Source organism: Qipengyuania sp. RANM35 (assembly GCF_041021145.2).
Taxonomy (GTDB): domain Bacteria; phylum Pseudomonadota; class Alphaproteobacteria; order Sphingomonadales; family Sphingomonadaceae; genus Qipengyuania; species Qipengyuania soli.
This window is the reverse complement of sequence record NZ_CM196433.1, coordinates 930,878-957,197: the sequence shown is the minus strand read 5'-3', so window position 1 is coordinate 957,197 and position 26,320 is coordinate 930,878. Positions and strand designations below refer to the sequence as shown.

The 26,320-nt window shown below is 63.9% G+C and carries 24 protein-coding genes and 2 tRNA genes; 16 read left to right on the top strand and 10 right to left on the bottom strand.

Annotation, left to right across the window (positions count from 1 at the left end):
* The gene (locus tag RAM60_RS04815) at positions 1–138 is read right to left on the bottom strand and encodes a hypothetical protein (RefSeq protein ID WP_369025350.1); all 138 of its coding nucleotides are present in this window, start codon (positions 136–138) and stop codon (positions 1–3) included.
* Between the two features lie 358 nt (positions 139–496).
* Here RAM60_RS04815 and RAM60_RS04810 point away from each other — a divergent pair, with 358 nt between their 5' ends.
* A complete protein-coding gene (locus tag RAM60_RS04810) occupies positions 497–1,546 on the top strand; it encodes an amidohydrolase family protein (protein ID WP_369025351.1) in 1,050 nt (349 codons plus the stop codon).
* A gap of 83 nt (positions 1,547–1,629) precedes the next feature.
* The gene (locus tag RAM60_RS04805; protein ID WP_200983659.1) at positions 1,630–2,598 is read left to right on the top strand and encodes an NAD(P)H-dependent flavin oxidoreductase; all 969 of its coding nucleotides are present in this window, start codon (positions 1,630–1,632) and stop codon (positions 2,596–2,598) included.
* On the opposite strand, the gene RAM60_RS04800 is transcribed toward RAM60_RS04805, so the two are convergent.
* From RAM60_RS04800 to RAM60_RS04790, 3 genes are all read right to left on the bottom strand, one after another.
* A complete protein-coding gene (locus tag RAM60_RS04800; RefSeq protein ID WP_369025352.1) occupies positions 2,595–3,131 on the bottom strand; it encodes an AHH domain-containing protein in 537 nt (178 codons plus the stop codon). The two genes, RAM60_RS04805 and RAM60_RS04800, sit on opposite strands and share 4 nt — an antisense overlap.
* A complete protein-coding gene (locus RAM60_RS04795; protein ID WP_510640264.1) occupies positions 3,128–3,880 on the bottom strand; it encodes a hypothetical protein in 753 nt (250 codons plus the stop codon). The genes RAM60_RS04800 and RAM60_RS04795 overlap by 4 nt, the downstream gene beginning before the upstream one ends.
* 140 nt (positions 3,881–4,020) lie before the next feature.
* Positions 4,021–4,506 (bottom strand): flavodoxin family protein, encoded by a 486-nt coding sequence (locus RAM60_RS04790; RefSeq protein ID WP_369025354.1) that lies wholly within the window; start codon positions 4,504–4,506, stop codon positions 4,021–4,023.
* A 79-nt stretch (positions 4,507–4,585) separates the two neighbouring features.
* Between RAM60_RS04790 and recJ the strand changes: the two genes are divergently transcribed.
* The 12 genes from recJ (at position 4,586) to RAM60_RS04730 (ending at position 15,954) form a co-directional block, all read left to right on the top strand.
* Positions 4,586–6,370 carry a single-stranded-DNA-specific exonuclease RecJ gene (gene recJ / locus RAM60_RS04785; protein ID WP_369025355.1) on the top strand — a complete coding sequence of 595 codons (1,785 nt, stop codon included), beginning with the start codon at positions 4,586–4,588 and terminating at the stop codon, positions 6,368–6,370.
* 82 nt (positions 6,371–6,452) lie between these two features.
* Positions 6,453–6,527: transfer RNA gene (locus RAM60_RS04780), tRNA-Glu, on the top strand.
* A gap of 48 nt (positions 6,528–6,575) precedes the next feature.
* A tRNA-Glu gene (locus RAM60_RS04775) sits at positions 6,576–6,650 on the top strand.
* A 63-nt stretch (positions 6,651–6,713) separates the two neighbouring features.
* Positions 6,714–7,901: a sensor histidine kinase gene (locus tag RAM60_RS04770; protein ID WP_369025356.1), complete on the top strand. Its 1,188-nt coding sequence runs from the start codon at positions 6,714–6,716 to the stop codon at positions 7,899–7,901.
* Positions 7,902–8,034: 133 nt separating this feature from the next.
* Positions 8,035–9,411, top strand: coding sequence for an OprO/OprP family phosphate-selective porin (locus tag RAM60_RS04765; protein ID WP_369025357.1), 1,377 nt, complete (start codon positions 8,035–8,037; stop codon positions 9,409–9,411).
* Positions 9,412–9,490: 79 nt separating this feature from the next.
* Positions 9,491–10,537 carry a substrate-binding domain-containing protein gene (locus tag RAM60_RS04760; protein WP_369025358.1) on the top strand — a complete coding sequence of 349 codons (1,047 nt, stop codon included), beginning with the start codon at positions 9,491–9,493 and terminating at the stop codon, positions 10,535–10,537.
* Positions 10,538–10,552: 15 nt separating this feature from the next.
* Positions 10,553–11,938 (top strand): phosphate ABC transporter permease subunit PstC, encoded by a 1,386-nt coding sequence (gene pstC, locus RAM60_RS04755; RefSeq protein ID WP_369025359.1) that lies wholly within the window; start codon positions 10,553–10,555, stop codon positions 11,936–11,938.
* Positions 11,931–13,181, top strand: coding sequence for a phosphate ABC transporter permease PstA (gene pstA / locus RAM60_RS04750; RefSeq protein WP_200983649.1), 1,251 nt, complete (start codon positions 11,931–11,933; stop codon positions 13,179–13,181). The genes pstC and pstA overlap by 8 nt, the downstream gene beginning before the upstream one ends.
* Before the next feature lie 38 nt (positions 13,182–13,219).
* Positions 13,220–13,966 carry a phosphate ABC transporter ATP-binding protein PstB gene (gene pstB / locus RAM60_RS04745; protein ID WP_216629308.1) on the top strand — a complete coding sequence of 249 codons (747 nt, stop codon included), beginning with the start codon at positions 13,220–13,222 and terminating at the stop codon, positions 13,964–13,966.
* Positions 13,966–14,637 carry a phosphate signaling complex protein PhoU gene (phoU, locus tag RAM60_RS04740; RefSeq protein WP_369025360.1) on the top strand — a complete coding sequence of 224 codons (672 nt, stop codon included), beginning with the start codon at positions 13,966–13,968 and terminating at the stop codon, positions 14,635–14,637. Before pstB ends, phoU begins: the two co-directional genes overlap by 1 nt.
* Positions 14,638–14,707: 70 nt before the next feature.
* Positions 14,708–15,397: a phosphate regulon transcriptional regulator PhoB gene (phoB, locus tag RAM60_RS04735; protein WP_369025361.1), complete on the top strand. Its 690-nt coding sequence runs from the start codon at positions 14,708–14,710 to the stop codon at positions 15,395–15,397.
* 5 nt (positions 15,398–15,402) lie between these two features.
* Complete coding sequence (locus RAM60_RS04730) at positions 15,403–15,954, top strand: hypothetical protein (protein ID WP_510640260.1); 552 nt, start codon at positions 15,403–15,405, stop codon at positions 15,952–15,954.
* 27 nt (positions 15,955–15,981) lie between these two features.
* Here the strand turns inward: RAM60_RS04730 and RAM60_RS04725 are convergent, their stop codons facing one another.
* Genes RAM60_RS04725 through RAM60_RS04705 form a run of 5 tightly spaced genes read right to left on the bottom strand, consistent with a single transcriptional unit; the run spans position 15,982 to position 23,801 of the window.
* A complete protein-coding gene (locus tag RAM60_RS04725) occupies positions 15,982–16,869 on the bottom strand; it encodes an alpha/beta hydrolase family protein (RefSeq protein ID WP_369025363.1) in 888 nt (295 codons plus the stop codon).
* Positions 16,870–16,897: 28 nt separating this feature from the next.
* Complete coding sequence (locus RAM60_RS04720) at positions 16,898–17,533, bottom strand: LysE family translocator (protein WP_369025364.1); 636 nt, start codon at positions 17,531–17,533, stop codon at positions 16,898–16,900.
* A 10-nt stretch (positions 17,534–17,543) separates the two neighbouring features.
* A complete protein-coding gene (locus tag RAM60_RS04715) occupies positions 17,544–21,092 on the bottom strand; it encodes an error-prone DNA polymerase (RefSeq protein WP_369025365.1) in 3,549 nt (1,182 codons plus the stop codon).
* Position 21,093: 1 nt separating this feature from the next.
* A complete protein-coding gene (locus RAM60_RS04710; RefSeq protein ID WP_369025366.1) occupies positions 21,094–22,560 on the bottom strand; it encodes a UdgX family uracil-DNA binding protein in 1,467 nt (488 codons plus the stop codon).
* Positions 22,557–23,801, bottom strand: a complete 1,245-nt coding sequence (locus tag RAM60_RS04705; protein ID WP_369025367.1) for a putative DNA modification/repair radical SAM protein — start codon at positions 23,799–23,801, stop codon at positions 22,557–22,559. The genes RAM60_RS04710 and RAM60_RS04705 overlap by 4 nt, the downstream gene beginning before the upstream one ends.
* Before the next feature lie 137 nt (positions 23,802–23,938).
* On the opposite strand from RAM60_RS04705, the gene RAM60_RS04700 reads away from it, so the two are divergent.
* Positions 23,939–24,337, top strand: coding sequence for a PilZ domain-containing protein (locus tag RAM60_RS04700; protein ID WP_200983630.1), 399 nt, complete (start codon positions 23,939–23,941; stop codon positions 24,335–24,337).
* A 53-nt stretch (positions 24,338–24,390) separates the two neighbouring features.
* Positions 24,391–24,732, top strand: a complete 342-nt coding sequence (locus tag RAM60_RS04695) for a hypothetical protein (protein WP_369025368.1) — start codon at positions 24,391–24,393, stop codon at positions 24,730–24,732.
* 2 nt (positions 24,733–24,734) lie between these two features.
* On the opposite strand, the gene RAM60_RS04690 is transcribed toward RAM60_RS04695, so the two are convergent.
* Positions 24,735–26,318, bottom strand: coding sequence for a Y-family DNA polymerase (locus tag RAM60_RS04690; RefSeq protein ID WP_369025369.1), 1,584 nt, complete (start codon positions 26,316–26,318; stop codon positions 24,735–24,737).
* Positions 26,319–26,320 lie beyond the last annotated feature (2 nt).

The following is a 26,320-nucleotide window of genomic DNA, read 5'->3' as shown; positions in this document are numbered from 1 at the left end:
TCAGCGCTTGATCGCGAAGAGGGCAAACAGACCCGCAGCCATCCACACCTTCCCATGACGTGGGCCCACGCGCGGGACGAATGCCGGATCGTCGTCATCTTCGGCATAGGCGTAGCTTTCGGCTACCTGGCCCGCCATGAATGGACGCGCCTGCTGCAAGTGAGACGACCGCGATGCGGTCTCCAGACCTTTCCTGCCAAAAACCATCGGAATTGCCCCCCGATCGCTGAACTGTCCGGCAAGAATAGCTCGTTGAGGTTCCCAAATTGTTACTGCGCCGGAAAGCATGTCTGGCGCTTTTTCTACTCTGCATTGCACGCCTACGAACGGCCCGTGTCAGAGTGCTGGATCTGGCAAAGGTTTCGGCTGAAGGCATTGCGCCGAGTTACCCGCAGTTTCTCTTGCCAGAACCGTGTTCCATGTGTTCCATCCTGTTGGAACAAGGCCAGGGATCCCTCATCCGATCCTGCATGCGTCCAAAGGGAGAGAGACCGACATGAGCGAAGCCATCATCGACCCTGACCTGCCGATCATCGACCCGCATCACCACCTGTGGGACCTGCGGCCGCTGATGAGTGCTTTCCCGGAACCTCGGCATGACTTCCTCGAGGCGCTGGTTGGCGCGGCCTACTACACCTTCGACGAGCTCCACGCAGACACGCACAGCGGCCATAACGTGGTGGGGACCGTGTTCATGGAATGCGGCGCGTTCTACGATGCCTCGCGCGGCGAAGCGCTGAAGACGGTGGGCGAAGTCGAGTTCGTCAACGGGGTCGCGGCTCAGGGTGCGAGCGGACTCTATGGCGACTATCGCCCCTGCGCTGCCATCGTGGGTCATGCCGACCTGACGCTGGGCGATGCGGTGAAACCGGTGATCGAGGCGTTGGTCGCTGCCGGCAACGGGCGCTTCCGCGGCATTCGCCATGCTGCCGCCTGGGATGCCGATCCGGAGGTGCTCGGCCCTCCCTTCCATGCGCCCGAGGGGCTTTATCATTCCGACGCATTCCGTGCCGGGTTTGCCGCCTATTCCGACTATGGCCTGACTTTCGATGCCTGGCTGCTCGAACCGCAGCTGGGTGACGTCCTGGCGCTGGCACGGGCTTTCCCGCAGCAGCAGATCGTGCTCGACCACTGCGGAACCCCGCTCAACATCGCAAGCTATCGCGGCAAGCTGCACGAGAACTTCGACCGCTGGCGCCGTTCGATCCACGCCTTGGCCGAATGTCCCAATGTCGCCGTGAAGCTCGGCGGCCTCGCCATGGCCTTCTGCGGCCTCCCTGAAGACGGGCCGATGAAGGGCCACGGATCAGAGCATCTGGCGGCCATGTGGCGCCCCTACATCGACACCTGCATCGAGGCTTTTGGACCCGATCGCGGGATGTTCGAGAGCAATTACCCGGTCGACCGCTGGGGCGCGAGCTACGCCGAGTTGTGGAACGCCTTCAAGCGGCTGGCCCAGGGCGCCAGCGCCGATGAGAAGCATGCCCTTTTCGCAGGAACCGCGGCGCGCATCTACGGCATCGAACACGTCCTGCCCGCTGCTTGACGTTTACGTAACGTCATCCTCGACAAGCGCATTCGTGCGCCATAAGCAGATTTGCGTTTCATAGAGCAACGGAGAGTCCCCGCATGTCCCTTCCCGCCCCGTTCGATCGCCTGCGCCTTCCCGTCATCGGATCGCCGCTCTTTATCGTGTCGGGTCCGGAACTGGTAATCGCACAGTGCAAGGCGGGGATCGTGGGCAGCTTTCCCGCGCTCAACGCACGCCCGCAGAGCCAGCTCGACGAATGGCTCCACCAGATCACCGAGGAACTGGCCGCGCACAACCGCGACAATCCCGACCGTCCGGCGGCTCCATATGCGGTCAACCAGATCGTCCACAAGTCGAACGACCGCCTCGATGCCGACATGGCCACCTGCGCAAAGTGGCAGGTGCCGCTGGTCATCACCTCGCTCGGCGCGCTCGAAGATGTGTTCGCCGCGGTAAAAGGCTGGGGCGGCATTACCATGCACGACGTTATCAACGACCGCTTTGCCCGCAAGGCGATCGAAAAGGGTGCGACCGGCTTGATCCCGGTGGCCGCAGGGGCCGGTGGCCATGCCGGCGTGCTCAGCCCCTTTGCGCTGATGCAGGAAATCCGCAGCTGGTTCGATGGCCTTATCGCCCTGTCGGGCTCCATCGCGCATGGCCGTTCGATCCTGGCGGCACAGGCTCTGGGTGCCGACTTCGCCTACATCGGTTCGCCATGGATCGCGACGAGCGAAGCCAATGCCGACCAGCGCTACAAGGATGCCATCGTCGAAGGAAGCGCCAGCGGCATCGTCTACACCAACCTCTTCACCGGGGTGCATGGCAACTACCTGCGTTCCAGCATCGAGGCCGCCGGCCTCGATCCGGAGAACCTGCCGCAGAGCGATCCTTCGAAGATGAACTTCGGCAGCGGCGGCAACACCAAGGCCAAGGCGTGGAAGGACATCTGGGGTTCGGGTCAGGGCATCGGTACGGTCACGCGCTCTGCTCCTGTCGAGGAGACGGTGGCACGTCTCGAGGCTGAGTACCGCGCGGCCAAGGAAGCGCTGGCCAAGGCGACCGCCTAGGCCGCCGCCCACAACTCCTCGGCGAGTGCGTCGAGGCTCGAAAAGTCTACGCCGGCCCCAAGCGGATCCTTGCGATTGAGCATCAGCGGCTGCCGACAATCGAGTAGCCTGCGCCGCAGACCCTTCTGCAGCAATGCCAGGCGCATGGCCGCTGCCTCGTGGTTGTCGGTCCCGAACCTTACCCGATCGCGCGCCCAGGCTCGTTCGATCCGTCCGACCCTGTCGGCGACCATCGCGTTGTAGTCGCGATGCGGCCCCCGGTGCAGCGGGAGCAGAAGCCTGCCCACCGCTTCCTCGCGTGCCGGGAGGAGCATTCCGTTGCGTCGGAAGTCGTCGAAGCCGATCCTCTCTCTCCCGACCGCGTCGAAGAACGGCGTGAAGCACCGCATTGTCAGGAGCTGGCAGGGCAAGCGATGGTGACGTTGCAGCGAAGGGCCATATTGCGCACCATCGCGGCGATTGACCTTCCGGAAGGGGAGAGGTCTTCGCAACCCGGTCTGGGCAGCGATGCGAGCGGGTGGATCTGCGATCAAGCCAGCTCGACGAAGATCAACTTTCCTTCAGGGTCGGGGCGCAAATGCATTTCCCGACCTTCGAAGGTGAATGGCATAACGTGATCAGGTGGCAGGCTGCCGACGAGCAGGTGTACGACCCTCACCGCCAGCCTCGCGGCCGCAATGCGATCGGCCGACAGGGCGGGTTCGAGGGCAATTTCGCGATCGGCAAGGAACGAGAGGCCGTCACTCCGCATGCCGCCATCATCACCGAAGACATAACCGACAAGACCGAGCGACGGAAACGGACCACCGGCGAGCCATTCGCCGACGATCCGCCTGAAGAGATCGGGTCCGATAAGAGAGCGGGCGGGTGACCAGTAGGCCCCACGAAATTCCGCGCTCGTCTCAGCCAGCAGCAGCGCCAGTTGCAGCATGGTTCGAACGACCGGGAGACTGTTGGCGCCTTCGGCCAGGTGAGGACCGGGAAAAAGTCCGATGGCTTCGAAGTCCCCGCTATCGATATCAGCCGAACACCCGAAACGGTGCGCCACAGGTCCGGTAGTCAATGCGGGGCCATCGCCCAGCCCCAGGACATCGAAAGTAAGGCCGTGACAGACGAGTTCGAGCCATGACGACAGCTCCGCCTCGCGCTCGTCTTTCAGGATGCGATCGGCTTGGACCGGGTCATGGCTGACGAACGCGGTGTCGCTGTTTGCCAACTGTTCGACGACGGCACGTCTCGATGGGCGCTGCCCCTTTCCGAAGAATAGGAAAACGCCCGGCATATCCCTCGCCGTGTCAGTACCAGCGTAAATTCTCACCCCCCCGAAAATCGTCGCGCCCCTCCAATTGTCTGAGACTGCGACAGTTTTCACCGTCGTGTCCAGAAAATCCCACTAATATTGGTCCAGTACGGACGAAGTTACTAGTAGATGCCTAACGCGATGCCCTCGGCGAGCGCCTGACCGATTCCGCGGGCTCTTTCCAGAGTGGCCTGCGGCACGGTTTTCTGTGCGAGGATTTCTTCCGCCGACTGGGCATGGGTTATGACGATCCAGCCATCCATCGCTTTTCGCAGACGCCAGCCTGTTGCTATCCGGTCCAGCTGTCGCTGCGCCCCTTCCCCATCGGAACCGGCTGCAATGACCGAGGTATAAGGTCTGCCTTCGATCCTGCCGAGGACCGGGTAGTAGCAGCGATCGAACATCTCTTTCATCGCACCGGTCATTGATGCGAGATTTTCGGGACAGGTGAAGAGGTAGCCGGCGGCTGCGATCAGTTCTTCCGGCCCGACTTGCGAACAATGAAGCATCTGGGCGCGCTCTCCTGCGCCATCCGCAACCGCTCGCGCCAGGGCCTCCGCTGTGCCTGTACGGCTGTGCCAGACGATGAGAAGTTGTCCACCTTCCATCAGGCCAATTTCGCCAGCGCCTGTCGATTGTCAATCGAGCCTGCTTTGCCATCGCCCCCGCTGCGGCTAGGATGCCGCAATGGCATCGCAGGCCCTCTCCCACGTATTCGGCGTCTCACGCTCCCTCAATGAAAGGGCATGGCGCTGGCGCGGTGGTAACATGGAGCTGGCCACCGGAATGGGTTCCGGCGAGGATATCGTCAGCCAGCTGCTCCTGGCGCGTGGTGTCGCGAGAGAGGATCTCGCGCGGCATCGGAACCCTACATTGAGGGATTTCCTACCCGACCCTTCCGCCTTCCGCGACATGGATGCCGCTGCAGACCGGATCGCGCAGGCGGTTCTGTCGGGCGAGCGGATCACGATCTACGGCGACTACGACGTCGACGGCGCGACGAGTTCGGCCCTTCTCATCCGTCTCCTGCGCGAGCTCGGCGTGGAGGCAGGCTACTACATTCCCGATCGCCTGCTCGAGGGCTACGGCCCTTCGGGAGAGGCGCTGGTCAGGCTGGGAGAACAGGGCAGCAGCCTTGTCGTCACTGTCGATTGCGGCGCCATGGCGCACGAAGCACTGGCTATGGCGAACGACGCGGGCGTCGATGTAATCGTTGTCGACCACCACAAGTGCTCGGCCGAACTGCCGCGCGCCGTCGCACTGGTGAACCCGAACCGGCTGGACGAAGAAGACCTCGCCGCCTCGCATGGCCACCTTGCTGCGGTCGGCGTTGCCTTCCTGCTGGCGGTCGCACTGGTGCGCACCCTGCGGGCGCAGGACTATTTCGCGTCTCGCAAGGAGCCGGACCTGTTCGCACTGCTCGACCTCGTGGCGCTGGGCACAGTGGCCGATGTCGCCGCCCTGCACGGTCTCAACCGAGCGTTCGTGGCGCAGGGTCTCAAGGTCATGGGCAGGCGCGACAATATCGGCATGTCGGCCCTCATCGACGCAAGCCGGCTGAAGCGCGCCCCTGCCTGCAGCGACCTCGGCTTCGCGCTGGGCCCGCGGATCAATGCCGGAGGCCGCGTGGGAGAATCGACGCTCGGTGTACGCCTCCTCACCACCGAGGATCCCGAGGAGGCGCGCGTTATCGCCGCCCAGCTCTCGGCGCTCAACGACGAGCGTCGCGCGATCGAGGCCGAAGTGCAGGCTGCGGCCGAGGAACAATTGGCCGCACAGCACAACCGCGCGGTGCACTTGCTGGCGGGACGCGGCTGGCATCCGGGGGTCATCGGAATCGTCGCGGGGCGGATCAAGGAGAAGACCGGGAAACCCTCGCTGGTAATCGCGCTCGACGATGAATCGGGTCAGGGCAAGGGGTCGGGGCGCTCGATCGCTGGCGTGGACCTCGGTGCCGCGATTATCCGCGCACGGGACGAAGGCCTGCTGGTGGCCGGCGGCGGGCATGCAATGGCTGCCGGGTTGACGGTCGATGCCACACAGGTCGAGGCCCTCGCCGAATGGCTCGACACGCATCTGGAGGGCCAGGTCGCCCGTGCGTCGGCCAGTCGCGAGATGCTGCTCGACGTCGCCGTCGCGCCGGGAGGACTGACGCCCGATCTCGTCAACTCGCTGGAAGAAGGCGGACCCTACGGGGTCGGCTGGCCCGGACCGCGGATCGCGGTAGGCCCGGTAAGGCTGGTCAAATGCGATATCGTCGGAACCGACAACGTTCGCATCATTGCCGCAGGCGATGATGGTCGCAGCTTCAAGGGAATCGCCTTTCGCGCTGCCGAGAGCGCCATGGGCCAGGCGCTTCTCCACGCCGCACAGGGCCGCCGCCTGTGGCTGGCAGGACGCGCCAAGATCGACGACTGGGGCAACCGGCCCCAGGCGGAACTCCACCTCGAAGATGCTGCGTGGGCCGATTGACGACAAAGCTTTGCCGCAGCGCACATTGAAGGGTTGACGCCTTACCAACCCGCCTCTAAGTGCGCCGCCACGCCACCGATGTGGCCCCTTCGTCTAGCGGTCAGGACGCGGCCCTTTCACGGCTGAAACACGGGTTCGATTCCCGTAGGGGTCACCACGGTGGCGTTTTCGATTCCGGCCGGCCACATGGCCAGAGCCCTGGAACGGCCCCTTCGTCTAGCGGTCAGGACGCGGCCCTCTCACGGCTGAAACACGGGTTCGATTCCCGTAGGGGTCACCACTTTCGTGACTTTCTCCGAAACTGGTTGGCAGAGCCACAGACTGGCGGCTAAGCCGCGCCACGATGAATGGGCGCCCACTCCCCTGGTCCGGAATATCGATCGCGCTCACGGCCTGCGCGTTTCTGGCGTTCTTCGGGGTCGACCTTGTCGCGGTCCTAGCCATTCTGCTCGTGTGGGTCGGCTCGCTATGGCTCATCGGTGCCGAGCCTCCGCCGACCAGCGACACCAGCAACAACGGCTCGCTCACCCGCGATTCGATGCGCGACCTGTTCGAGCATTCGGAAACCCCCGTCATCATCACCGAACGCGACCGGGTGGTCATTGCCAACCATGCGGCACGCGCACTGCTTGGTGCGCACATCATCGGGCAGGACGTGCGCATGGCGCTGCGCCAGCCCGAGGCGGTCCGACTGATCGAACGCGGCTCCGACGGAACCGCGATCGTCCGAAATCTCGCGCGGCGGCATGATATATGGCGGGTCAATCGCAAGACGATGAACGATGGCCTCGCCGTGATCGAGTTTGTCAGCAAGACCGCCGAAGCTGACATCTCGCGCGCCCATACCGACTTCGTCGCCAATGCCAGCCATGAACTGCGCACGCCGCTGGCGTCGATCATCGGCTATGTCGAAACGCTGCAGGAAGACGTCGAACACCTGCAACCGGCGGTCGCGGAACGGTTCCTGGGGACCATCCATCGTGAATCGAAACGGCTTCAGGACCTTGTCAGCGACCTCATGTCGCTATCTCGGATCGAGGCCGAAAAGCACGATTTGCCCGAGGCGCGAATCGAACTGGCAGGCCTGGTGGAACGTGCTGCGTGCGACGGCGCCGGAAACGAGCGTGCTGACCGGCTGGAGTTCACTTCCGAGGGCAGTTTCTGGGTCCGAGGCGACGAACAGCAGCTCGAACAGCTCGTCCGCAACCTCGTCGACAATGCCCTGAAGTACGGCGATGCCGACAAGCCCGTATCCGTGGCTGTGGAGCAGCGGAGCGAGAATCGAGTGAGAATCGTCGTTACGGACCGCGGCGACGGTATCCCCGCCGAGCATGTCCCTCACCTCACACGACGTTTCTATCGCACCGACCCCGGCCGGAGCCGCGCCTCGGGTGGCACGGGGCTCGGCCTCGCGATCGTGAAGCATATCGTCGAACGTCATCGCGGACGGCTCGATATCGAAAGCACACCGGGTGAAGGCACGCGGGTGACAGTCAGCCTGCCTCTCGAGAGCGAACAACAGGTCGACTAATCGAGCCCTGAGCGGTGTTATCCACCGGATTTCCACCGGTCGGAGACACCTACGCGACAACTGTCACATTAGTGTAATCTGCCGGTCATAGGGGCGTCGCCAGATCGTAACCGACTCCCCAAAAGGATCCACAATGACCCGCATATTCCGCCTTTCGGTGGCTGCCGCCGCGCTCAGCTGCACCATGGCCACCCCGGTACTTGCGCAAGACGTCACCGTCACCGCCGACGAACTGGCCGCAATGCGCGCCCAGCTCCAGGCAATGAACGCCCGTATCGACCAGCTCGAAGGCGAACTGGCCGCGGCCAAGGCTGCCAATGACGCACAGGACGCCACGATTGCGGCGCAGGCAGAGACGGTTGCCGCCATTCCCGTCGCCAAGGAACCCGACAGCAAGATCGCCTGGAAGGGCGCACCGGTCATCGAAGGCAAGGGTGGCTGGAGCTTCAAGCCGCGCGGCCGCCTGATGTATGACGCCGGCTTCACCAGCGCACCTGATTCGACCGGCCGCAGCGATGGCTTCGGCAACGAAGTGCGCCGCGCGCGCCTTGGCGTCGAAGGCGACATCCCGGGCGGCTTCGGCTACAAGTTCGAACTCGACTTCGCGCACAATGAAGTCGAGGCGGCCGATGCCTACCTCTCCTACACCGATGGTCCGATCGAAGTCATCGTCGGCCACCAGAACAACTTCCAGTCGCTGGAAGAGCTGACCAGCAGCCTGAACACGACCTTCATCGAGCGCGCGGCCTTTACCGACGCATTCGCCTTCGAACGTCGCATCGGTGCATCGGTCACCTACAAGGGCGGCGACTTCATGGCGCAGGGCGGTGTCTTCACCGACAATTTCGCCAACACCGAGACCAACAATCGCGGTGCCGACGCGCGCCTCGTCTACATGCCGAAGATGGGCAAGACCCAGCTCCACTTCGGTGGTTCGGTGCATTACAACGACATCGCCGAAGATGGCGCCACCGTGCGTTACCGCCAGCGTCCGCTCGTCCACTTCACCTCCGAGCGTTTCATCAACACCGGCAATATCCCTGCCGACAGCGAATTCGGCCTCGGCCTCGAAGCTGCCATGATCTCCGGACCGTTCCACGCGGCGGCCGAAGGTTACTGGCAGAAGGTCAACCTCGCCGGCGCCGGTGCCAACCCGACCTTCTTCGGCGGTTATGCCGAAGTCGGCTACTACCTCACCAAGGGTGACACCCGCGGTTACAAGAGCGGCAAGTTCGACCGCTCGAAGCCGGCCAACCCGTTCAACAAGGGCGGCATGGGATCGCTGCAGCTCAACCTGCGCTATGACTTCCTCGACCTCAATGACGCCGGCATCGTCGGCGGCACCCAGGACGGCCTGCTCGCATCGCTGATCTGGAAGCCGACCGACTACACCCTGTTCGGTGTCAACTACGGCATCCTGCAGTATGACGATGCGGTTTACGCTCTCGCCGACGGCGATCGCTCGTACAATGTCGATGCCTTCGGCGTCCGCGCCCAGATCGATTTCTGATCACGCGTCAGACTATTGTCGCAACCGTGTAACATTGAGGCGCTTTGGCGCCGCTAGTTTCCAACCAAGGGGCTTTCCCATGACCAAGTTCAAGACCATCGCTTTCCTGGCTGTTTCGACCGTCGCTCTTGCCGCTTGCGGCAGCAATGGTGGTGATTCGGCTACCCGCGACTCGATCCGCGCTGCCGGTTCGTCGACCGTCTATCCTTTCGCCAAGGCCGTCGCCGAGGCGTTCAGCCGCGACAACCCCAACTTCAAGGCTCCGATCATCGAATCGATCGGCTCGGGCGCCGGCATCGAAGCATTCTGCAAGGGCGAAGGCTTCGAAACTCCCGACATCGCCAACGCATCGCGTCGCATGAAGGCAAGCGAGTTCGAAACCTGCAAGACCAATGGCGTCACCGACATCGTTGAAATCCAGGTTGGCCTCGACGGCATCGCGCTGGCTTCGTCGAAGGGCGGGATCACCATGAACCTGACTCCGAAGATCGTTTACGAAGCGCTGGCCGCCAAGCCTTACGGCAAGGACCAGACCGCCAAGACCTGGAAGGACGTCGATCCCTCGCTCCCGGCGACCCCGATCCTCGTCTATGGCCCGCCGTCGACTTCGGGTACCCGCGACGCACTCAAGGAACTGATCCTCGAAGCCGGTTGCAAGACCGACGAAGCGACCAAGGCGCTCAAGGAAACCAACGAAGACGAATTCAAGAAGATCTGCACCGAAGTCCGTGCGGACGGCGCCTATGTCGACCAGGGCGAGCAGGACAACCTGATCGTCCAGAAGATCGAAGGCAACAAGAACGCTGTTGGCATCTTCGGCTATTCCTACCTCGAAGAGAACGCCGACAAGGTCCAGGGCCTGACCATGAACGGTGTCGAGCCGACCTATGACAACATCGCAAGCTTCGAATATCCCGGCGCCCGCCCGCTGTTCATGTACGTGAAGAAGAACCACCTCGACGCCGTTCCGGGCCTCAAGGAATACCTCGCCGCATGGACGAAGATGTGGGCAAAGGATGGCCCGCTTGCAAAGCATGGGCTTGTCGCGTCGCCGGATGACGTTATGGCGGCCAACGCAAAAGCAGCGACGCAGTTCACGCTGCTCGACGGTTCGCAGCTCAAGTAAGGTTGAATAAGACGCATGTCGCCAACAATCCTGCTACTCCTGGCCCTAGGCCTCGGGCTCGCCGGATGGTTGGCGGCCCGCGCACGTGCCTGGACCTTCAAACGCCAGAGCACTGACGGCCGCATCGCCAGCCTGCCGAGCTATCACGCCTGGTACGTCGCGCTGTGGGTCGTCCTTCCGGTCCTCGCCTTTGCCGCCACCTGGTCGGCACTGGCGCCGGGTCTGGTAACCCAGTCTGTCCTTGCAGATCCCGCTGCGTCACAGCTCCCCGCTTTCGGCTTCCAGCGCCAGGCGATCCTCAACGAGGCCCGCAATGTCGCAATCGGGGCCGCCCCGGCGGTGTTCAATGACAAGGCCGCGGCGCTCGTAGAGCCCTTCCGCGACGCCATTGCATTCTACAGCTGGATCGGCATTGCCGCGACATTGGTCATCGCCTTTCTCGCCGGGACGTGGGCTTTCCTGCGCCTTAAACCGGACTTTGCGGCCCGTACCAAGGTCGAGCGGATCGTGATGATGATCCTGCTCGGCGCATCGCTGGTAGCGATCCTGACGACGATCGGCATCCTTGCCAGCCTCGTCTTCGAGACGGTCCGCTTTTTCGGAATGGTCTCGCCGATCGACTTCCTCTTCGGCACCCACTGGGGTCCGGACCCGATGGCCAGCGTTTCGGCGGTGGATGGCAGTCGCTACGGTGCGATCCCGCTGTTCTGGGGCACGATTTTCATCGGCGCGATAATTGCGATGATCGTCGCCATCCCCTTGGGCCTGATGAGCGCGATTTATCTTACGCAGTACGCAGCGCCGGGCCTGCGCAAGTGGATCAAGCCCGCGCTGGAGATCCTCGCCGGCGTGCCGACCGTGGTCTACGGCTATTTCGCCGCCCTCACCATTGCGCCCGCCATCCGCGATCTCGCTTTGGCGCTTGGCGTTTCCAACCCGTCGAGCGAAAGCGCGCTCGCAGCTGGTCTCGTCATGGGCGTGATGATCATCCCCTTCGTGTCCTCGATGGCAGACGATTCCATCGCCGCCGTCCCGCAGGCCATGCGCGACGGCAGCCTGGCCATGGGCGCGACAACCAGCGAGACCATCCGCCGCGTGCTGGTTCCTGCAGCCCTCCCCGGCATCGTCGCGGGCATCATGCTCGCCATCAGCCGTGCCATTGGCGAAACGATGATCGTGGTCATGGCGGCATCCACCGCCGCCAATTTGACGGCCAACCCGCTCGAAGCGATGACCACGGTTACCGTCCAGATCGTCGCCATGCTGACCGGTGAAGGCAGTTTCGACCATCCGGCCACGCTGAGCGCCTTCGCACTCGGCTTCGTCCTGTTCATGGTCACCCTTGGCCTGAATTTCGTCGCCCTGCGCGTCGTGAAGAGGTTCCGCGAAGCATATGAGTGAGCGCGTCGCCCCCACCCGCACCGCCGAATTCGAGGCGCGACTGCAGAAGCGCTACGCTGCGGAAAAACGCTTCAAGGCCGTCGGCCTTGGCGCGATCCTGTTTTCGATCACGGTGTTGCTGTTCCTGCTCGTCACGATGACCCTGAACGGCATTGGCGGCTTCCAGCGGGTCGAAATGGATGTGCCGATCAATTTCGCCGAGGCCGGCATTGCCGCCGACCCCACGGCGATGGCCCAGCCCGATGCGGTCAACACCTTGCAGGCACAGGGCCTCGCCGAAGTGGTCGCGTTCTTCGCGAGCAAGGAACTCGGCGATGAAGCCGCTGCGGAAATCGGGCCTGATGCGTGGCGCGACGTCGCTGATGCCATAATCGAAGATCCCTCCATCCTGCGCGAGGAAGTGACCTTCTCGCTGCCGACGTCCGCAAAGCTGGCCTCCGCCTATTCCGGAGATGGTTCGCCCGAGATGCGCAAGCTTGCAACCAAGCTGACCGCGGAAGGCAAGCTAGAGAAAAACTTCGACGTCGGCTTTCTGTCGCGCTCGGACGCCACCAATCCGCAGCAGGTGGGCATCTGGGGCGCACTCAAGGGCTCGATGCTGACCATGGCGATCACGCTGATGCTCGCCTTCCCGATCGGCGTCCTGGCGGCGCTATACCTCGAGGAATACGCGCCCAAGAACCGCTGGACCGACCTGATCGAGGTTTCGATCAACAACCTCGCCGCGGTTCCCTCCATCATCTTCGGCCTCCTCGGCCTCGCGGTCTTCCTGTGGATTTTCCCGAGCTATCGCTCTGCGCCGCTCATCGGCGGCATGACGCTGGCACTGATGACCATGCCGGTAATCGTGATTTCCGGCCGCAACGCGATCAAGGCAGTTCCGCCCAGCATCCGCGATGGCGCACTCGCCATCGGTGCATCGCCGGTGCAGGTCGTGTTCCACCACGTCCTCCCGCTCGCACTGCCCGGCATCCTTACCGGCACCATCATCGGCATGGCCCGCGCGCTCGGCGAAACCGCGCCGCTGCTGATGATCGGCATGCGCGCCTTCGTGGCGACGCCGCCTGACGGATTTACCTCCCCCGCGACCGTACTCCCGGTCCAGATCTTCCTCTGGTCGGACGAAATCGACCGCGGTTTCGTGGAACGCACCAGCGCGGCGATTATCGTGCTATTGCTGTTCCTGCTCGTCATGAACGGGCTCGCAATCTACCTGCGCAACAAGTTCGAGAAAAAGTGGTGACCGTAGTTCACGAAAACCTTGAAGTGACCGACGCCAAGATGAGCGCGCGCGACGTCTCCGTGTTCTACGGGGACAAGAAGGCCATCGACGAGGTGTCGATCGACATCCCGACGCAGTACGTCACGGCCTTCATTGGCCCCTCGGGCTGTGGCAAGTCGACCTTCCTGCGCACGCTCAATCGCATGAACGACACCATCCCCTCGGCCCGGGTCGAAGGCGAGATCACGCTCGATGGCGAGGATATCTACCGTTCGAAGATGGACGTCGTGCAGTTGCGCGCGCGCGTCGGCATGGTGTTCCAGAAGCCGAACCCCTTCCCCAAGTCGATCTACGAGAACATTGCCTACGGTCCGAAAATCCATGGCCTGGCAGAAGGCAAGGAAGAGCTCGACGCCATCGTAGAAAAGTCGCTCCAGCGTGCCGGCCTGTGGAACGAGGTCAAGGACCGCCTGCAGGACAGCGGCACCGCGCTTTCGGGCGGCCAGCAACAGCGTCTGTGCATCGCCCGCGCGATCGCGGTCGACCCCGAGGTCATCCTGATGGACGAACCGTGCTCGGCCCTCGACCCCATCGCGACGGCTAAGATCGAGGAACTGATCGCGGAACTCGCTGGCAGCTATGCCATCGTCATCGTTACCCACTCGATGCAGCAGGCTGCCCGCGTCAGCCAGCGCACGGCCTTCTTCCATCTCGGAAAGATGGTAGAATACGGTCGCACATCGGACATCTTCACCAACCCGCTCGAACAGCGGACGCAGGACTACATTACAGGGCGTTACGGCTGATGCAGGAACATACCGTCAAGGCATTCGACGAGGACATCACCCGGCTGCGCGGCCTGATCGCGGAGATGGGCGGTCTGGCCGAGGCTGCAATTCAGGAAGCGATGGACGCCCTCATCCAGGGCGACGACGATCTCGCGAAGAAGGTCGTCAAGGGCGACAAGAAGATCGACGCGCTGGAGAGCGAGGTCGACAAGCTGGCCGTCCGCATCATCGCGCTGCGCGCCCCGATGGCCGACGACCTGCGCGAAGTCATCGCGGCGCTGAAGATCGCCGGCGTGGTCGAACGCATCGGCGACTATTCGAAGAACATCGCCAAGGCGAGCAAGGAAATCGGCCCGAACCGCAAGAAGTTCGAGCCGCTGACCCTGCTTCCCGCGATGGCCGAAGTGGCCGGCGAGATGGTCCACGACGTGTTGACCGCCTATGCCGCCCGCGATGCCGAACTGGCGCGCGAAGTCATTGCGACCGACGAGAAGGTCGATGCCTTCTACAATTCGATCTTCCGCAACCTCGTCAGCCACATGGTCGAAAATCCGTCGACGATCTCGAGCGCGGCCCAGCTGCTGTTCGTCGCCCGCAACCTCGAGCGCATTGGCGACCATGCGACCAATGTTGCCGAAATGGTGCACTTCGCGGCGACCGGGAATTATCCGCCCGACGGGGACGCCTGACACAAATCTGTAGCGCAAGGGTCATAAAGCAGTGCCGACCGAGAATGGAAATCCGCGGGAAGGCAAACTTTTGAACGCGCCCAAGCTTTTGCTGGTCGAAGACGATCCGGCTCTCTCAGAACTGCTCGAATACCGTTTCAACAACGAAGGCTACAACGTCCGCACCACTGCGGACGGCGATGAAGCCTTGCTCATGGCGGCCGAAGATTCGCCGGACCTCGTCATTCTCGACTGGATGATCGAGGGCACGAGCGGGATCGAGGTTTGCCGTCGCCTGCGCCGCGACAAGGAAACGGCCCACGTTCCGATCATCATGCTGACCGCGCGCGAAGCCGAGGACGACCGCATCCGCGGTCTTGAAACTGGTGCGGACGACTATCTCACCAAGCCGTTTTCCCCGCGCGAGCTCCTGGCGCGCGTTTCGGCCGTCATGCGGCGTATCCGCCCCGCACTTGCCGGCGAGACAATCGAGGTAGGCGACATCTCGCTCGATCCCGTCGCGCACAAGGTAAAGCGCCGCGGCAACACCCTCCAGCTGGGGCCTACCGAATACCGCCTGCTGAAGTTCTTCATGGAAAGCCCGGGCCGCGTGTTCAGCCGCAACCAGTTGCTCGACGGCGTCTGGGGTACCGAAAGCGATATCGAGCTGCGCACGGTCGACGTCCATATCCGTCGCCTGCGCAAGGCGATTGAGATCGACGGCGCCAAGGACCCGATCCGCACAGTGCGTTCGGCTGGTTATTCGCTCGAGGCGAACTGAAGACCATGCAACCACTGGGCGTCGCTGCACTTCTAATCATGTTGTGCTCGCTGGTGCTGGCAATTCGTTTCAGGAAGAACCGCGAAGCGCGCGAGAAGTCGCATCGTCCTGCCGTTGCTGCCGGCGATTTCACGGTGCGCGTGACCGGGTGGAGGCGGAGCGAGCTGGATCGCATTACGGAAGATTTTGCCCAGCTTTACGGGATTGCGACGCCCAACGTCCGCGAGACGGAGGCTGGCGTCTACCACCTGGAATGGAGCGACGGGCTCAATCGGGACAATCTCGCCTTCCTCGTGAACTTTCTCCATTATCCGCGAGGCGTGGATCCTGCTGGCCGCAATATTATGGCAACGGCGCGGCTTGCCCCGGGCGTGATCGACGAAGTTCCTCCCGGACGTGCGCTGCTGCTTTACGTGCCGTCTGATGACGAGGATTTCGACCGCATCCATGCCCTCGACGATCAAGGCTCGGCTTACGTCGTCGATTTCGGGCGGGTTCGCTATGTACCGACCGACGATGCAAGATGCCCGCCCCAAGTACGTGGACTGATCGCCTGATTCAACGGCAAACGCCGTCTCAGTGCCCTACCGCCCGACCGGTTCCATCGATTGAAGCCAGCGAAGCACATGCGCCTGCAGGGTGATGCGCTTGCCCGACCAGCTGTGGTCGGTCGCCTCGTGGATCGCGGTGACCTTTGTGCCGCCGGATTTACGGATCGCCTCGACCAGCGCGTCGGTCATGAAGGCGAGGTCATCGTCTGAACTGAGGACGAGGTTAGACTTGCCCGCGAGCTGCGGTGCGTACTGGAGGAAGTCGAACGCTGCCTGGTTGGCGATGAGTTCGTCCGCCATCATCTCGGGTGACGTGTCGGCCAGCGTTTCGGCGTTGCCGGCGGACCTTTTGGCAAGGTCCCCACGCTCGAGCCTCCCTACCCAGCCCATGTTTGCCGCCGAGATCAGGCCCATGCCGACGAGGCCGCTATCCTGTCCGGCCGTCATGGCCGAGACCCAGCCTCCCATCGAGTGGCCGATGATCGCCATCCGGCTCGTGTCGACACCGAGCTTCGCAGCATTTTCCGGATCGCGCAGGTAAGCAAGCACCGCCGCTGCGTCCTCGGGGTTCTGGGCGAAGCGGAAGGAGCCGGGGCTGCCCCATGATCCGCGATAGTTGAAGGCGACCGCATTCCATCCGGCCCGCCGCGCGGCCTGTGCGAGGTCGAGGTTCTTCTCGTTGCCCGGCCAGCCATGGCAGATGAGCAGCGTGGGGTGCGGACCCGGACCGCTGGCGACGTAAGCGATGGCGTTGATTTCGACCCCGCCGCTGGGAATGTGCAGCGTTTCCATCCGCGGGGGGTTCTCGGCATCGGGTGCGGGATCGGTATAGATCGCTGCTGGAATGTCTGAATGCGCCCCTGCACCGACAGGAGTTGCGAATGCGGCGGCGGTTGCCAGCAGCAGGATGGATCGGCGCATGTCAGTCTCCCCTTGTCTCACGCCTATCTCACACGGGTGTGGAGAGGAGGTCCAGCAATATGAGCGCCGCAATGAGGAGAAATGCGATCCCCATGCCCCGATCGATCCAGCGCCGCGTCGCCGGTCGCTCGATCGCTCCGGCGAGGCTGCGCCCGGCGAAGATGTAGAGTGCTCCCACCATGAGATCGATCGCCAGTGCGATCACCGCGAGCGACAGGATCTGGCCCCAGATCGGTTTGGCGGCGTTCACGAAGGGCGGGATGAGCGCGACCATGTAGACGAGCGACTTGGGATTGCTCGCGGCGACCATGATCCCGTCGCGGAAGGCATTGCGCGACGAGGCCTCGGGTATTGGCGCGTGCTCGTCTGCGAGGTGGAAAGAATGGCGCACCGCCTTCAGACCCATCCAAGCAAGATAGGCGATACCGGCCAACGCCAACATCCGGAACGCGAGGGGATAGGCCCTGGCCAGCGTCCCCAGCCCCAGCCCTGCCATGACCCACCAGACGACATAGCCCAGTTGCATCCCCAGCAACGCGGCCCAGCCCGCCCTCGTTCCGCGCCAGATCGCCTGGCCCATGACGAACAGCATCGACTGCCCCGGCACAATGCTGGTCGCGGCGGTCACGAGCATGAAGGCGATGATCTTGTCCGGATCGAGCATGGTCGGCGCCCTAGTGGAAGTCGCGGCTGGGTGGAATGATTCGCACATCGCGCGGGTGCCCGCCCTGCCATCCGCATTCACGATTGCCCGGTGGCGGCTCCTGCCAGGGCTCGACCGGCTGGTAGGGATCGTCCTTGCCCTCGCGTAGGTTGTCGCGCGGGTTGAACTTGTCGGGCAGCGGCGAATTGACATGATCGGCACGGGCGACGGGTGCATTCAGCATGTCATCGGACAGATGGTACAGCTGATGCGTCGCATCCTCCATGTGATGCGCTATAACGTGTATAACTTCATCGTCGTATTCTACACGGCCACGCACCTCCATCAGGCGTGAACCCATCACCACACGGCGTTGTTTTTCCTTGAGATCGGGCCACACAACGAGGTTGATGACACCCGTCTCGTCCTCCAGCGTGATGAAGCAAACACCCTTCGCCGAACCCGGTCGCTGGCGGATCAGCACCACCCCGGCGACATGCACCATGGAGCGAAACTTGCGCTCCCGCAGGTCGCAGGCGCGCACGAAACCGCGTTCGGCAAGGCTAGCGCGCAGGAAGGCCATCGGGTGGGCCTTCAGGCTCAAACGCGTGGTCTGGTAATCGGCCACCACCTCCTCTGACAGCGGCATGACGGGGAGTCGGGTGCGCGAGGTCTCCGCCCCCTCGTCCCGCGCCGCCGCCGCAGCGAACAGCGGCAGGTCCGGCCCGCCGATCAGGCTGCGCGCATCCCACAAGGCCTGCCGCCGCGTCAGGTTCATCGAGCCGAAGCAGTCGGCGCTCGCAAGCCGCTCGACATGCGCCGGCCCTATGCGCGCACGGTCCCTCAGCGCCGTGACGTCAGCGTAAGCACCCCGCTCCTCGCGCTCGGCAATCAGCCGTGCCGCCACGGCTTCCGGCAAGCCGTCCACCTGCCTCAGGCCAAGCCGCAACGCGATATGCCTGTCGAGACGGCCGCTGTCGCCACCACTGCCGTCACGCCGATGTGTGGCTTCACTCACCTGCTCCAGCGTGCAGTCCCACTGCGACAAATTGACGTCGGCAGGCAGCACTTTGACGCCATGTTCGACGACGTCACGCACGATCTGCGCCGGGGCGTAAAAGCCCATCGGCTGCGAATTGAGCAGCGCGCAACCGAAGGCTGCGGGGAAGTGGCACTTGAGCCAGCTCGACACGTAGACGAGGTGCGCGAAGCTCGCCGCATGGCTCTCGGGAAAACCGTATTCGCCGAAACCGCGGATCTGGTTGAAGCAGCGCTGCGCGAACTCGCGGTCGTAACCGCGGTGGACCATGCGCTCTACCATCATGTCCTGCAGTTCATCGACCATCCCGCGGCTGCGGAAGGTGGCCATCGCCTTGCGTAACCGGTTCGCCTCGAGCGAGGAGAACTTGGCCGCGTCAAGCGCGATCTTCATCGCCTGCTCCTGAAAGATCGGGACGCCAAGCGTACGCTCGAGGATGCTGGAAAGCTCGTCGGGCGGACCGTGTTCGGGCGATGGCGCGGGAATGACGACCTGTTCCGCCCCGCGGCGACGCTTGAGATAGGGGTGGACCATATCTCCCTGGATCGGGCCGGGGCGCACGATCGCGACCTGGATGACGAGGTCGTAGAATTCGCGCGGGCGCAGGCGTGGCAGCATGTTCATCTGCGCCCGGCTCTCGACCTGGAACACGCCGAGCGAATCCCCCTTGCGCAGCATGGCATAGGTTTCCGGGTCCTCGCGCGGGACGGTTGCAAGGCTCAGGGGACGGTTGTGATGATCGTCAAGCAGGTCGAGGCACTTGCGGATGCAAGTCAGCATGCCCAGCGCAAGCACATCGACCTTGAGGATGCCCAGCGCCTCGATATCGTCCTTGTCCCACTCGATAAAACTGCGCTCGGGCATGGCACCGTTACCGATCGGCACGGTCTCGGTCAGCGCGCCTTCGGTGAGGATGAAACCGCCGACATGCTGCGACAAATGCCGCGGCATACCAATCATTTGCTCTGTCAACTTGAGAACGCGCCGCAGGTGGGGATCAGTGACGTCCATACCCGTTTCGGCGGCGTGCTTCTCGCTGATCTCGCGGCCCCATCCCCCCCACACGGTCTTGGACAGGGCAGCGGTGACGTCCTCGGTCAGGCCCATCGCCTTGCCGACCTCGCGGATGGCCATGCGCGGGCGATAATGGATCACCGTGGCGCACAGGCCGGCGCGATGGCGGCCATACTTGCCGTAGATGTACTGGATCACCTCCTCGCGCCGCTCATGCTCGAAATCGACGTCGATGTCGGGCGGCTCCTTGCGCTCCTCCGAGATGAAACGGTCGAACAGCAGCGCGTGCTTGGCAGGGTCGACGCTGGTGATGCCGAGGCAATAACAGACCGCCGAGTTTGCCGCGCTGCCGCGCCCCTGGCACAGGATCGGCGGATCGACCCCGCGCGCGTAGTCGACGATGTCCTTGATGGTGAGGAAATAGCGCGCCAGCTCCAGCTTGCCGATCAGCGCCAGCTCGCGCTCCAGCGTGGCGCGCACCGTGTCGGGCACACCGCTGGGATAGCGCCATTGCGCGCCCTTCCACGTCTCGCTCTCGAGGAATTGCTGCGGTGACTGGCCGTCGGGGTAGATCTCCTCCGGATACTCATAGCGCAGTTCGTCGAGGCTGAAGTCGCAGGCATCGGCCACTTCGCGTGCGGCGGCAATGGCGTGGGGCCAGCGTTCGAACAGGCGCACCATCGTCTCGGGCGGCTTCAGGTAACGCTCGGCATTGCCATGGAGCAGGTGCGCGGCGGCAGCGACGGTGGTTTTGTGCCGGATCGCCGTCATCACGTCCTGCAAGGGCCGCCGGTCGGGTGTCGCGTAATGCACATCGTTGGTCGCAAGGATGGTGAGCCCGTTCGCCCGCGCCAGCGCGTCAAGCTGCTCGATCCGCGCGACATCATCGCCGGTATGGAGATAGCTGGCGGCAATATGGCGAAGGCTCGACAGGCCCGCCGCCAGATGCGGGAGGACATCGGCAACGGGCGCGGCGACATGTTCCTGCATCCGTTCCCCGCCAAGACCGACGACATTGCTCGCCCAGGCGGGCACGGTGAACTCGCGGGCTAGGTCACGTGGCGGGAGCAGGACCAGTTGCACCCCTTCGGCATGGCCGGCCAGCATGGTGAGCGAGATGTCGCAGGCGCCCTTCTCCTGCCATTCACCGTCGAGCGTCTGCATCCGTCCTGCACTGATGAGCCGGCACAACCGTCCATAGGCTGCACGGTCGACCGGATAGGCGAGGAAGGCCAGACCTTCGACAGTTTCTATCCTGCAGCCGATAAGCGATTTCAATTTCAGCGTTTTTGCTTCGGTATGGACGCGCACGACACCGGCCATGGTATTGGCATCGGCAATCCCGATGGCATCGTACCCCAGCGCGCGGGCCTGCAGCACCAGGTCGACCGCATCGCTCGCTCCGCGCAGGAAGCTGAAGCAGGAGGCGATACCGAGTTCGACGAAGGGCGCGCGCGGTGGTGCGTCGATCAGATCGGGGTCGAGTTCGATCGTCCGCTTGGGAATCTGGAGGTCGTTCTCGGGCATCTCACCCCCTCACTTCCCCGAGCCGCGTCTTGACCGCCGCAAGGTCGGCATCGAACAGCCGCGCCTGTTCCTCGCGCGCGGGGCCTTCGAGGCGCAGGAGGTAGGACGGGTGCGAAGTGACCCACAGCTCGCTGCCGTCCTCCAGCGGGATCGGCCTGCCGCGCACCTTCGAGATGCTCACCGTCCTGCCCAGTACGCTGCGCGCCGCGCTGGCACCCATGGCGAGCACCAGTTTGGGCTGCACGATCGCGCGCTCGCCCTCGATCCACCAGCGGCAGGTGTCGATTTCCTTCGCGCCCGGGTTCTGGTGCAGGCGCCGCTTGCCGCGCTGGACGTATTTGAAATGCTTCACCGCATTGGTGAGGTAGGCCGTGCGCCGGTCGATCCCGGCCTTTTCGAGGTGAACGTCGAGCAATTGCCCTGCCGGCCCCACAAAGGGGCGACCCTGCAAATCCTCGTTGTCGCCCGGCTGCTCGCCAACGATCATGAGCGCCGCATCGCGCGGCCCCTCGCCCATCACCGCATTGTTGTCGAGCGCGCCGATGGGGCACTTGCGGCAGGCGTGGATGGCGCGGTCGATCGCCTTCAGCGTGTCGGGCCGTTCCTCGAATTCAAGCGCGCCCTTCTCGACCATCGCCGCCTCGCGGTTCTGCGCGCCCGCGATGAGGTCCGGGATGAGCGAAGCCTCGGGCATGTTTTTCCAGTATTTCTTCGGCATCTCCTTCAGCATCGCGCCGACCTTCAGTCGCGCGGGGTTGAAGATCGACGCATAGTACTTGCGCCAGAGGTCCTCCATCGGATCGCCGCCGGGCGCATCGCTGCGCTGTGCGGGCGGCCCTTCGGACATGATGCTCCCGTCCCAGTGCAGGCTGCCGCGCGGGGTCAGGATCGACCAGCGCATGTTGGAAAAACGCCGCATGAAGAAGCCCGCATTGGCGCGCAGGATGTGGTGCTCGGGCTCGAACCAGGCGGCATAGTGCTCGCCCGCTTCCTCCCCGAGCGCATCAGGGTCGCTCTCCACAAGCCGGAAGCGGACGAAGGCATGCATCTTGTGACTGTCGCGGCGGACGTTCTTGTCGAGTTCCTCGATCCGCCGGACATCGAGATCGGCCTTGTCCTCCATGATCCGGGGATTGGCCTGCAGCCGCCACAACAAGCGGTAGAGCAGCGCAAAGCGTTCGGTGTCCGAATGAAGCGCTGCATTGCGCGCCAGTTGCACGAAGCGGCGATTGGCGCGGACGGGACGCGCACCGACGGGCGGGACCGGCATCCGCCGCTCGCCATGCGAGAAGAGGTCGCCGCTGCCCCCCGGTTCGACCCAGGCAATGCGGTCGGGCGGCACCTCGCACTGCACCAGCGCACGGGCCCGTTCGCGCCAGAAGTCGAAATCGTCGGCCTCGGGCAGGTTGACGACGTAATAGGTACCGAGCCGGACGTGCTGGAGCCCAAGGGCCTGTTTAACAGTCATGCGACAAAAAGCTCCAGCTGCTCGGTCTTCGGCGCGAGCAGGCTGCGCAGGTCGGCGCGGTCGGTCAGCAGCACGGGCCACCAGTCGACGGTGCAGATAAACGGGCGCACCTTGGTGATCGACAGCGTGAGGCGCGCCACGTCATCGAGGCGTAGCGTGCGATGGCGGCGGCTGGCGAGGATCTTGCCCACCGCCTTCACACCAAGCCCAGGGACGCGCAGTAGCTGCTCCTTGGAAGCGCGGTTCACGTCAACCGGGAACTGCTCGCGGAACTTGAGCGCCCAGGCCAGCTTGGGGTCGATGTCGAGCGGCAGGTTCCCGTCTGCCTCGGTTGCCTGCATCACCTCGGACGGCTTGTAGCCGTAGAAGCGCATCAGCCAGTCGGACTGGTAAAGCCGGTGCTCACGGATCAGCGGCGGGCGCTTCAGCGGCAGGACCGCGCTGGCATCGGGGATCGGCGAAAAAGCGCTGTAGTACACGCGGCGCAGCTTGAAGCTGTCATAGAGCCGGCTCGCCTTGCCCACGATGTCGCTGTCGGTCGCGGCATCGGCACCGACGATCATCTGCGTCGACTGGCCCGCAGGCGCGAAACGTGGCGCATGGCGGAAACGCTTCCTCGCATCCTTCGCCTCGACGAGATCGGCCTTCACCTTGCCCATCGCGCCTTCGATCTGCGCTGCGCTCTTGTCGGGCGCGAGGCGGGTCAGGCCGCTGTCGGTCGGCAGTTCGACATTGATCGAGACACGGTCGGCGTAGAGGCCCGCCTGATGAACGATCTCCGGATCCGCCTCGGGGATTGTCTTCAAGTGGATGTACCCGCGAAAATCGTGTTCTTCCCGCAGGATGCGTGCGACTTCTACCAGCTGTTCCATCGTGTGGTTCGAGCTTTTCACGATGCCCGACGACAGGAACAGCCCCTCGATGTAGTTGCGCCGGTAGAAGGCGAGCGTGAGGTCGACCACCTCCTGCGGCGTGAAGCGCGCGCGGGCCACGTTCGAGCTCTTGCGATTGACGCAGTAATGGCAGTCGAACACGCAGTGGTTGGTCAGCAGTATCTTGAGCAGGCTGATGCAACGGCCATCGGGCGCATAGGCATGGCAGATGCCCATCCCCTCGGTCGAGCCGATCCCCTTGCCGCCCATCGAGTTGCGCTTGGCCGTGCCGGACGAAGCGCAGGAGGCATCGTATTTCGCCGCGTCGGCAAGGATTTCCAGCTTCTGAAGGACCGATTGCGAGGACATTTGTTCCTTATATGTTCTCAACAATCCTTCGCCAATAACAAAAGGCAATCGTCATGGTTAAATTGCGCTCACCATCCCCGTGAGAGCGCATTTAACCACCCAAGGCGTTATCCTTGCCCGACAACAGGAGGACATGGGTGGCGCTATTTCGGAGGAATGCGGCTGTCGCGCAGCCGGAACGCCGCGCGAGCCGCAGATATGCTGTGGACTGCCCTGCCCGGCTCAAGATGCTCGGTGGCGACCGCATCGGCCGCCTCAGCGACCTTTCCGAGGCAGGTGCCCGCCTCGACACGCCTAACCCGCCCGTGGAAGGCGTTTCCGGCCTGCTCGAATGGGCGGACCAGGAGCATTTCTGCAAGGTCGTCTGGGTCAACGACAACAGCTGCGGCCTGATCTTCGAACGCCCGATCCCGATGGCGGTAGTGGAACATGCCAGCCAGACGGTCGAGGCGCCCAGCGGGCCGGTAGCCAACTTCGGGAATATCCCGCTCGGCCAGAAACGGTCGCGCCGAAGCGAGTTCCTCCGCTCGGAATAGGCATTCAGTCGCGGGCAAGGCGATCGGGGGCATGGGGCCGTTCGGAGGAACCTATGCGCGCCATTCTTGCCTTTTCTGCCCTCGCGATGCTTGCCGTACCCGCAATCGCGTCCGACGAGCCTGCAGACCAGCACGCGGAGGCGGCGCATGATGCCCATCCGGCCCCGCGGACTTGCACACCAGCGCAGACGGTCGTTCCGCCGTTCAACAACACGCCCGAGGCGATGGAACAATCCCGCGTGGCCGCAACGATTTTGCGTGGCGATGAGATTTGCAGGATCAGCGCCCTCTTCCCCGAGAAGTCGGAGATCGAGCATGGCAAGGAACAGCCTGTCCTGCCGGAAGAAGCTGCTGACGAGCCTACGGAAGAACCCGCTCCCGAGCAGCCCGCCTGATTTCAGGCGCAGAGTCCCTGCAGATACCAGTCGGGCAGCCCGCCGTTGCGGTCGTTACCCCTCCCGTCACCGATGATGCCCTGGCGGTAGATCCAATAGCGGCGCCCATGGTCATCCTCGATCCGGTAGTAATCGCGCAGGCGCGTACTACCGCGCTCGCGCCACCATTCGGGCGCAATCCGTTCCGGACCTTCCACCCGCACCACCTCGTGCACGGAACCGCGCCAGCGAAAGCGTTGGGGGTAGCCGTCCGGGGTAGCATAGAGCACCGCGATCATTTCAGGTTTCTCAAGCATTTTCAGTGGCCTTTCATGAAAAGCGAGCAAGCCTTGTGAAGCCGGTTCCGGGTCGAGTGGAGGCTGCCAGCGCTGCGCCCGTTCGGGCAAATGGCTGGCAAAGGGAACCGGCCGGCTGACCGCGCGCGGGCCGAGGCGGACAGTCAGCCGGTCGATGCACGCGGAAAGCGAAGTCCCGTGGCTTTCCGCCACAGCCTCGATATCGCCCTGCTCCAGCGCGAGCGGTTCGGCCCAGCTGGCACGCAGGCGCAGCATCTCGATCCCGAAGCCAGCGTCGACATCGTCTAGCCTGGCCGCGAACAGTCGCACGATATGCGCCGGATCGCGCGTCGCTGCGGCCATTTCGAGGCGGCGTACGACCACCTCGCCATCGACACGCCACAGGCCGAGTTCGAGGCGCCGCGCGCCCAACCCCCTGCCCTCCAGTTCGCGTGCCATGTCGGCGGCAAGATCGGACACCACCGTGTCGAGCAATTGTCGGTGGCGGATCGGCTCCATCAGTCGACGCTGAACCAGCGGCGTCTGCACCGGCACCACGGGCAACAGCGGCTCGGGCACAAGGCCGAGCAGCTGGTCGAGCCGGATCAGCGGATTGGCCGCAGGCGACTTGCGGTTGCGGAAACGCCGCTGGATCGCGTCGCGCCCGATGGTCGCAATCTCGCCCAATCGCTTGAGGCCGAGGCGGCGCAGCACGGTGACCACATCCTTGTCGAGCCTCAGTGCCGCGACGGGCAGGTCGGACAGGGCACGCGCGATTTCCTCGTGCCCTTCCACAATCGTGCCCGGCGGCCCGTAATGCGCCAGCGCCCAAGCCGCGCCTGCGGTGGGCGCGATGGCGGTGCGCACTGCCAGTTCGCGGCGGGCGAAGGCATTATGGACATCCTCGACCAGTCTCGTCTCGCCGCCGAAGAGGTGCGGGACCGAGGTTACATCGACCAGCAGCCCGTCAGGCGCATCGAGCGCCGACCACGGCCCCCATCGCTGCGCCCAGACGGCAAGGCTCTCGAGAAAGGCAAGATCACCCGCTGGATCGGAAGGCGCGGTAATGAGCTGCGGGCACAGCGTGCGTGCGTCCGCCAGCATCATTCCGGGTCGTGCGCCGGCTTCCGACCCGGGACGGTTGGCAGCTTCGATGCGGGGTCCGTGCGCAGTGTCGGCGATCAGGACGAGCGGCTGCCTGTCGAACTCGCGACGCTCTTTCCCACCGCCCTGCCGCCAGCGATCCATCGCCAGTGCAGGAAGCCAGATCGACAGTATCCTGCGCGGGCGGTCGTTGCCGTGCCCGATCATGT

Bases quoted from the DNA above. Each gene is read 5' to 3' on its own strand.
- RAM60_RS04815 (WP_369025350.1), bottom strand. From the start codon at position 138: ATGGCGGGCCAGGTAGCCGAAAGCTACGCCTATGCCGAAGATGACGAC.
- RAM60_RS04810 (WP_369025351.1), top strand. From the start codon at position 497: ATGAGCGAAGCCATCATCGACCCTGACCTGCCGATCATCGACCCGCAT.
- RAM60_RS04805 (WP_200983659.1), top strand. From the start codon at position 1,630: ATGTCCCTTCCCGCCCCGTTCGATCGCCTGCGCCTTCCCGTCATCGGA.
- RAM60_RS04795 (WP_510640264.1), bottom strand. From the start codon at position 3,880: ATGCCGGGCGTTTTCCTATTCTTCGGAAAGGGGCAGCGCCCATCGAGA.
- RAM60_RS04790 (WP_369025354.1), bottom strand. From the start codon at position 4,506: ATGGAAGGTGGACAACTTCTCATCGTCTGGCACAGCCGTACAGGCACA.
- recJ (WP_369025355.1), top strand. From the start codon at position 4,586: ATGGCATCGCAGGCCCTCTCCCACGTATTCGGCGTCTCACGCTCCCTC.
- RAM60_RS04770 (WP_369025356.1), top strand. From the start codon at position 6,714: ATGAATGGGCGCCCACTCCCCTGGTCCGGAATATCGATCGCGCTCACG.
- RAM60_RS04765 (WP_369025357.1), top strand. From the start codon at position 8,035: ATGACCCGCATATTCCGCCTTTCGGTGGCTGCCGCCGCGCTCAGCTGC.
- RAM60_RS04760 (WP_369025358.1), top strand. From the start codon at position 9,491: ATGACCAAGTTCAAGACCATCGCTTTCCTGGCTGTTTCGACCGTCGCT.
- pstC (WP_369025359.1), top strand. From the start codon at position 10,553: ATGTCGCCAACAATCCTGCTACTCCTGGCCCTAGGCCTCGGGCTCGCC.
- pstA (WP_200983649.1), top strand. From the start codon at position 11,931: ATGAGTGAGCGCGTCGCCCCCACCCGCACCGCCGAATTCGAGGCGCGA.
- pstB (WP_216629308.1), top strand. From the start codon at position 13,220: ATGAGCGCGCGCGACGTCTCCGTGTTCTACGGGGACAAGAAGGCCATC.
- phoU (WP_369025360.1), top strand. From the start codon at position 13,966: ATGCAGGAACATACCGTCAAGGCATTCGACGAGGACATCACCCGGCTG.
- RAM60_RS04730 (WP_510640260.1), top strand. From the start codon at position 15,403: ATGCAACCACTGGGCGTCGCTGCACTTCTAATCATGTTGTGCTCGCTG.
- RAM60_RS04725 (WP_369025363.1), bottom strand. From the start codon at position 16,869: ATGCGCCGATCCATCCTGCTGCTGGCAACCGCCGCCGCATTCGCAACT.
- RAM60_RS04720 (WP_369025364.1), bottom strand. From the start codon at position 17,533: ATGCTCGATCCGGACAAGATCATCGCCTTCATGCTCGTGACCGCCGCG.
- RAM60_RS04715 (WP_369025365.1), bottom strand. From the start codon at position 21,092: ATGCCCGAGAACGACCTCCAGATTCCCAAGCGGACGATCGAACTCGAC.
- RAM60_RS04710 (WP_369025366.1), bottom strand. From the start codon at position 22,560: ATGACTGTTAAACAGGCCCTTGGGCTCCAGCACGTCCGGCTCGGTACC.
- RAM60_RS04705 (WP_369025367.1), bottom strand. From the start codon at position 23,801: ATGTCCTCGCAATCGGTCCTTCAGAAGCTGGAAATCCTTGCCGACGCG.
- RAM60_RS04695 (WP_369025368.1), top strand. From the start codon at position 24,391: ATGCGCGCCATTCTTGCCTTTTCTGCCCTCGCGATGCTTGCCGTACCC.
- RAM60_RS04690 (WP_369025369.1), bottom strand. From the start codon at position 26,318: ATGATCGGGCACGGCAACGACCGCCCGCGCAGGATACTGTCGATCTGG.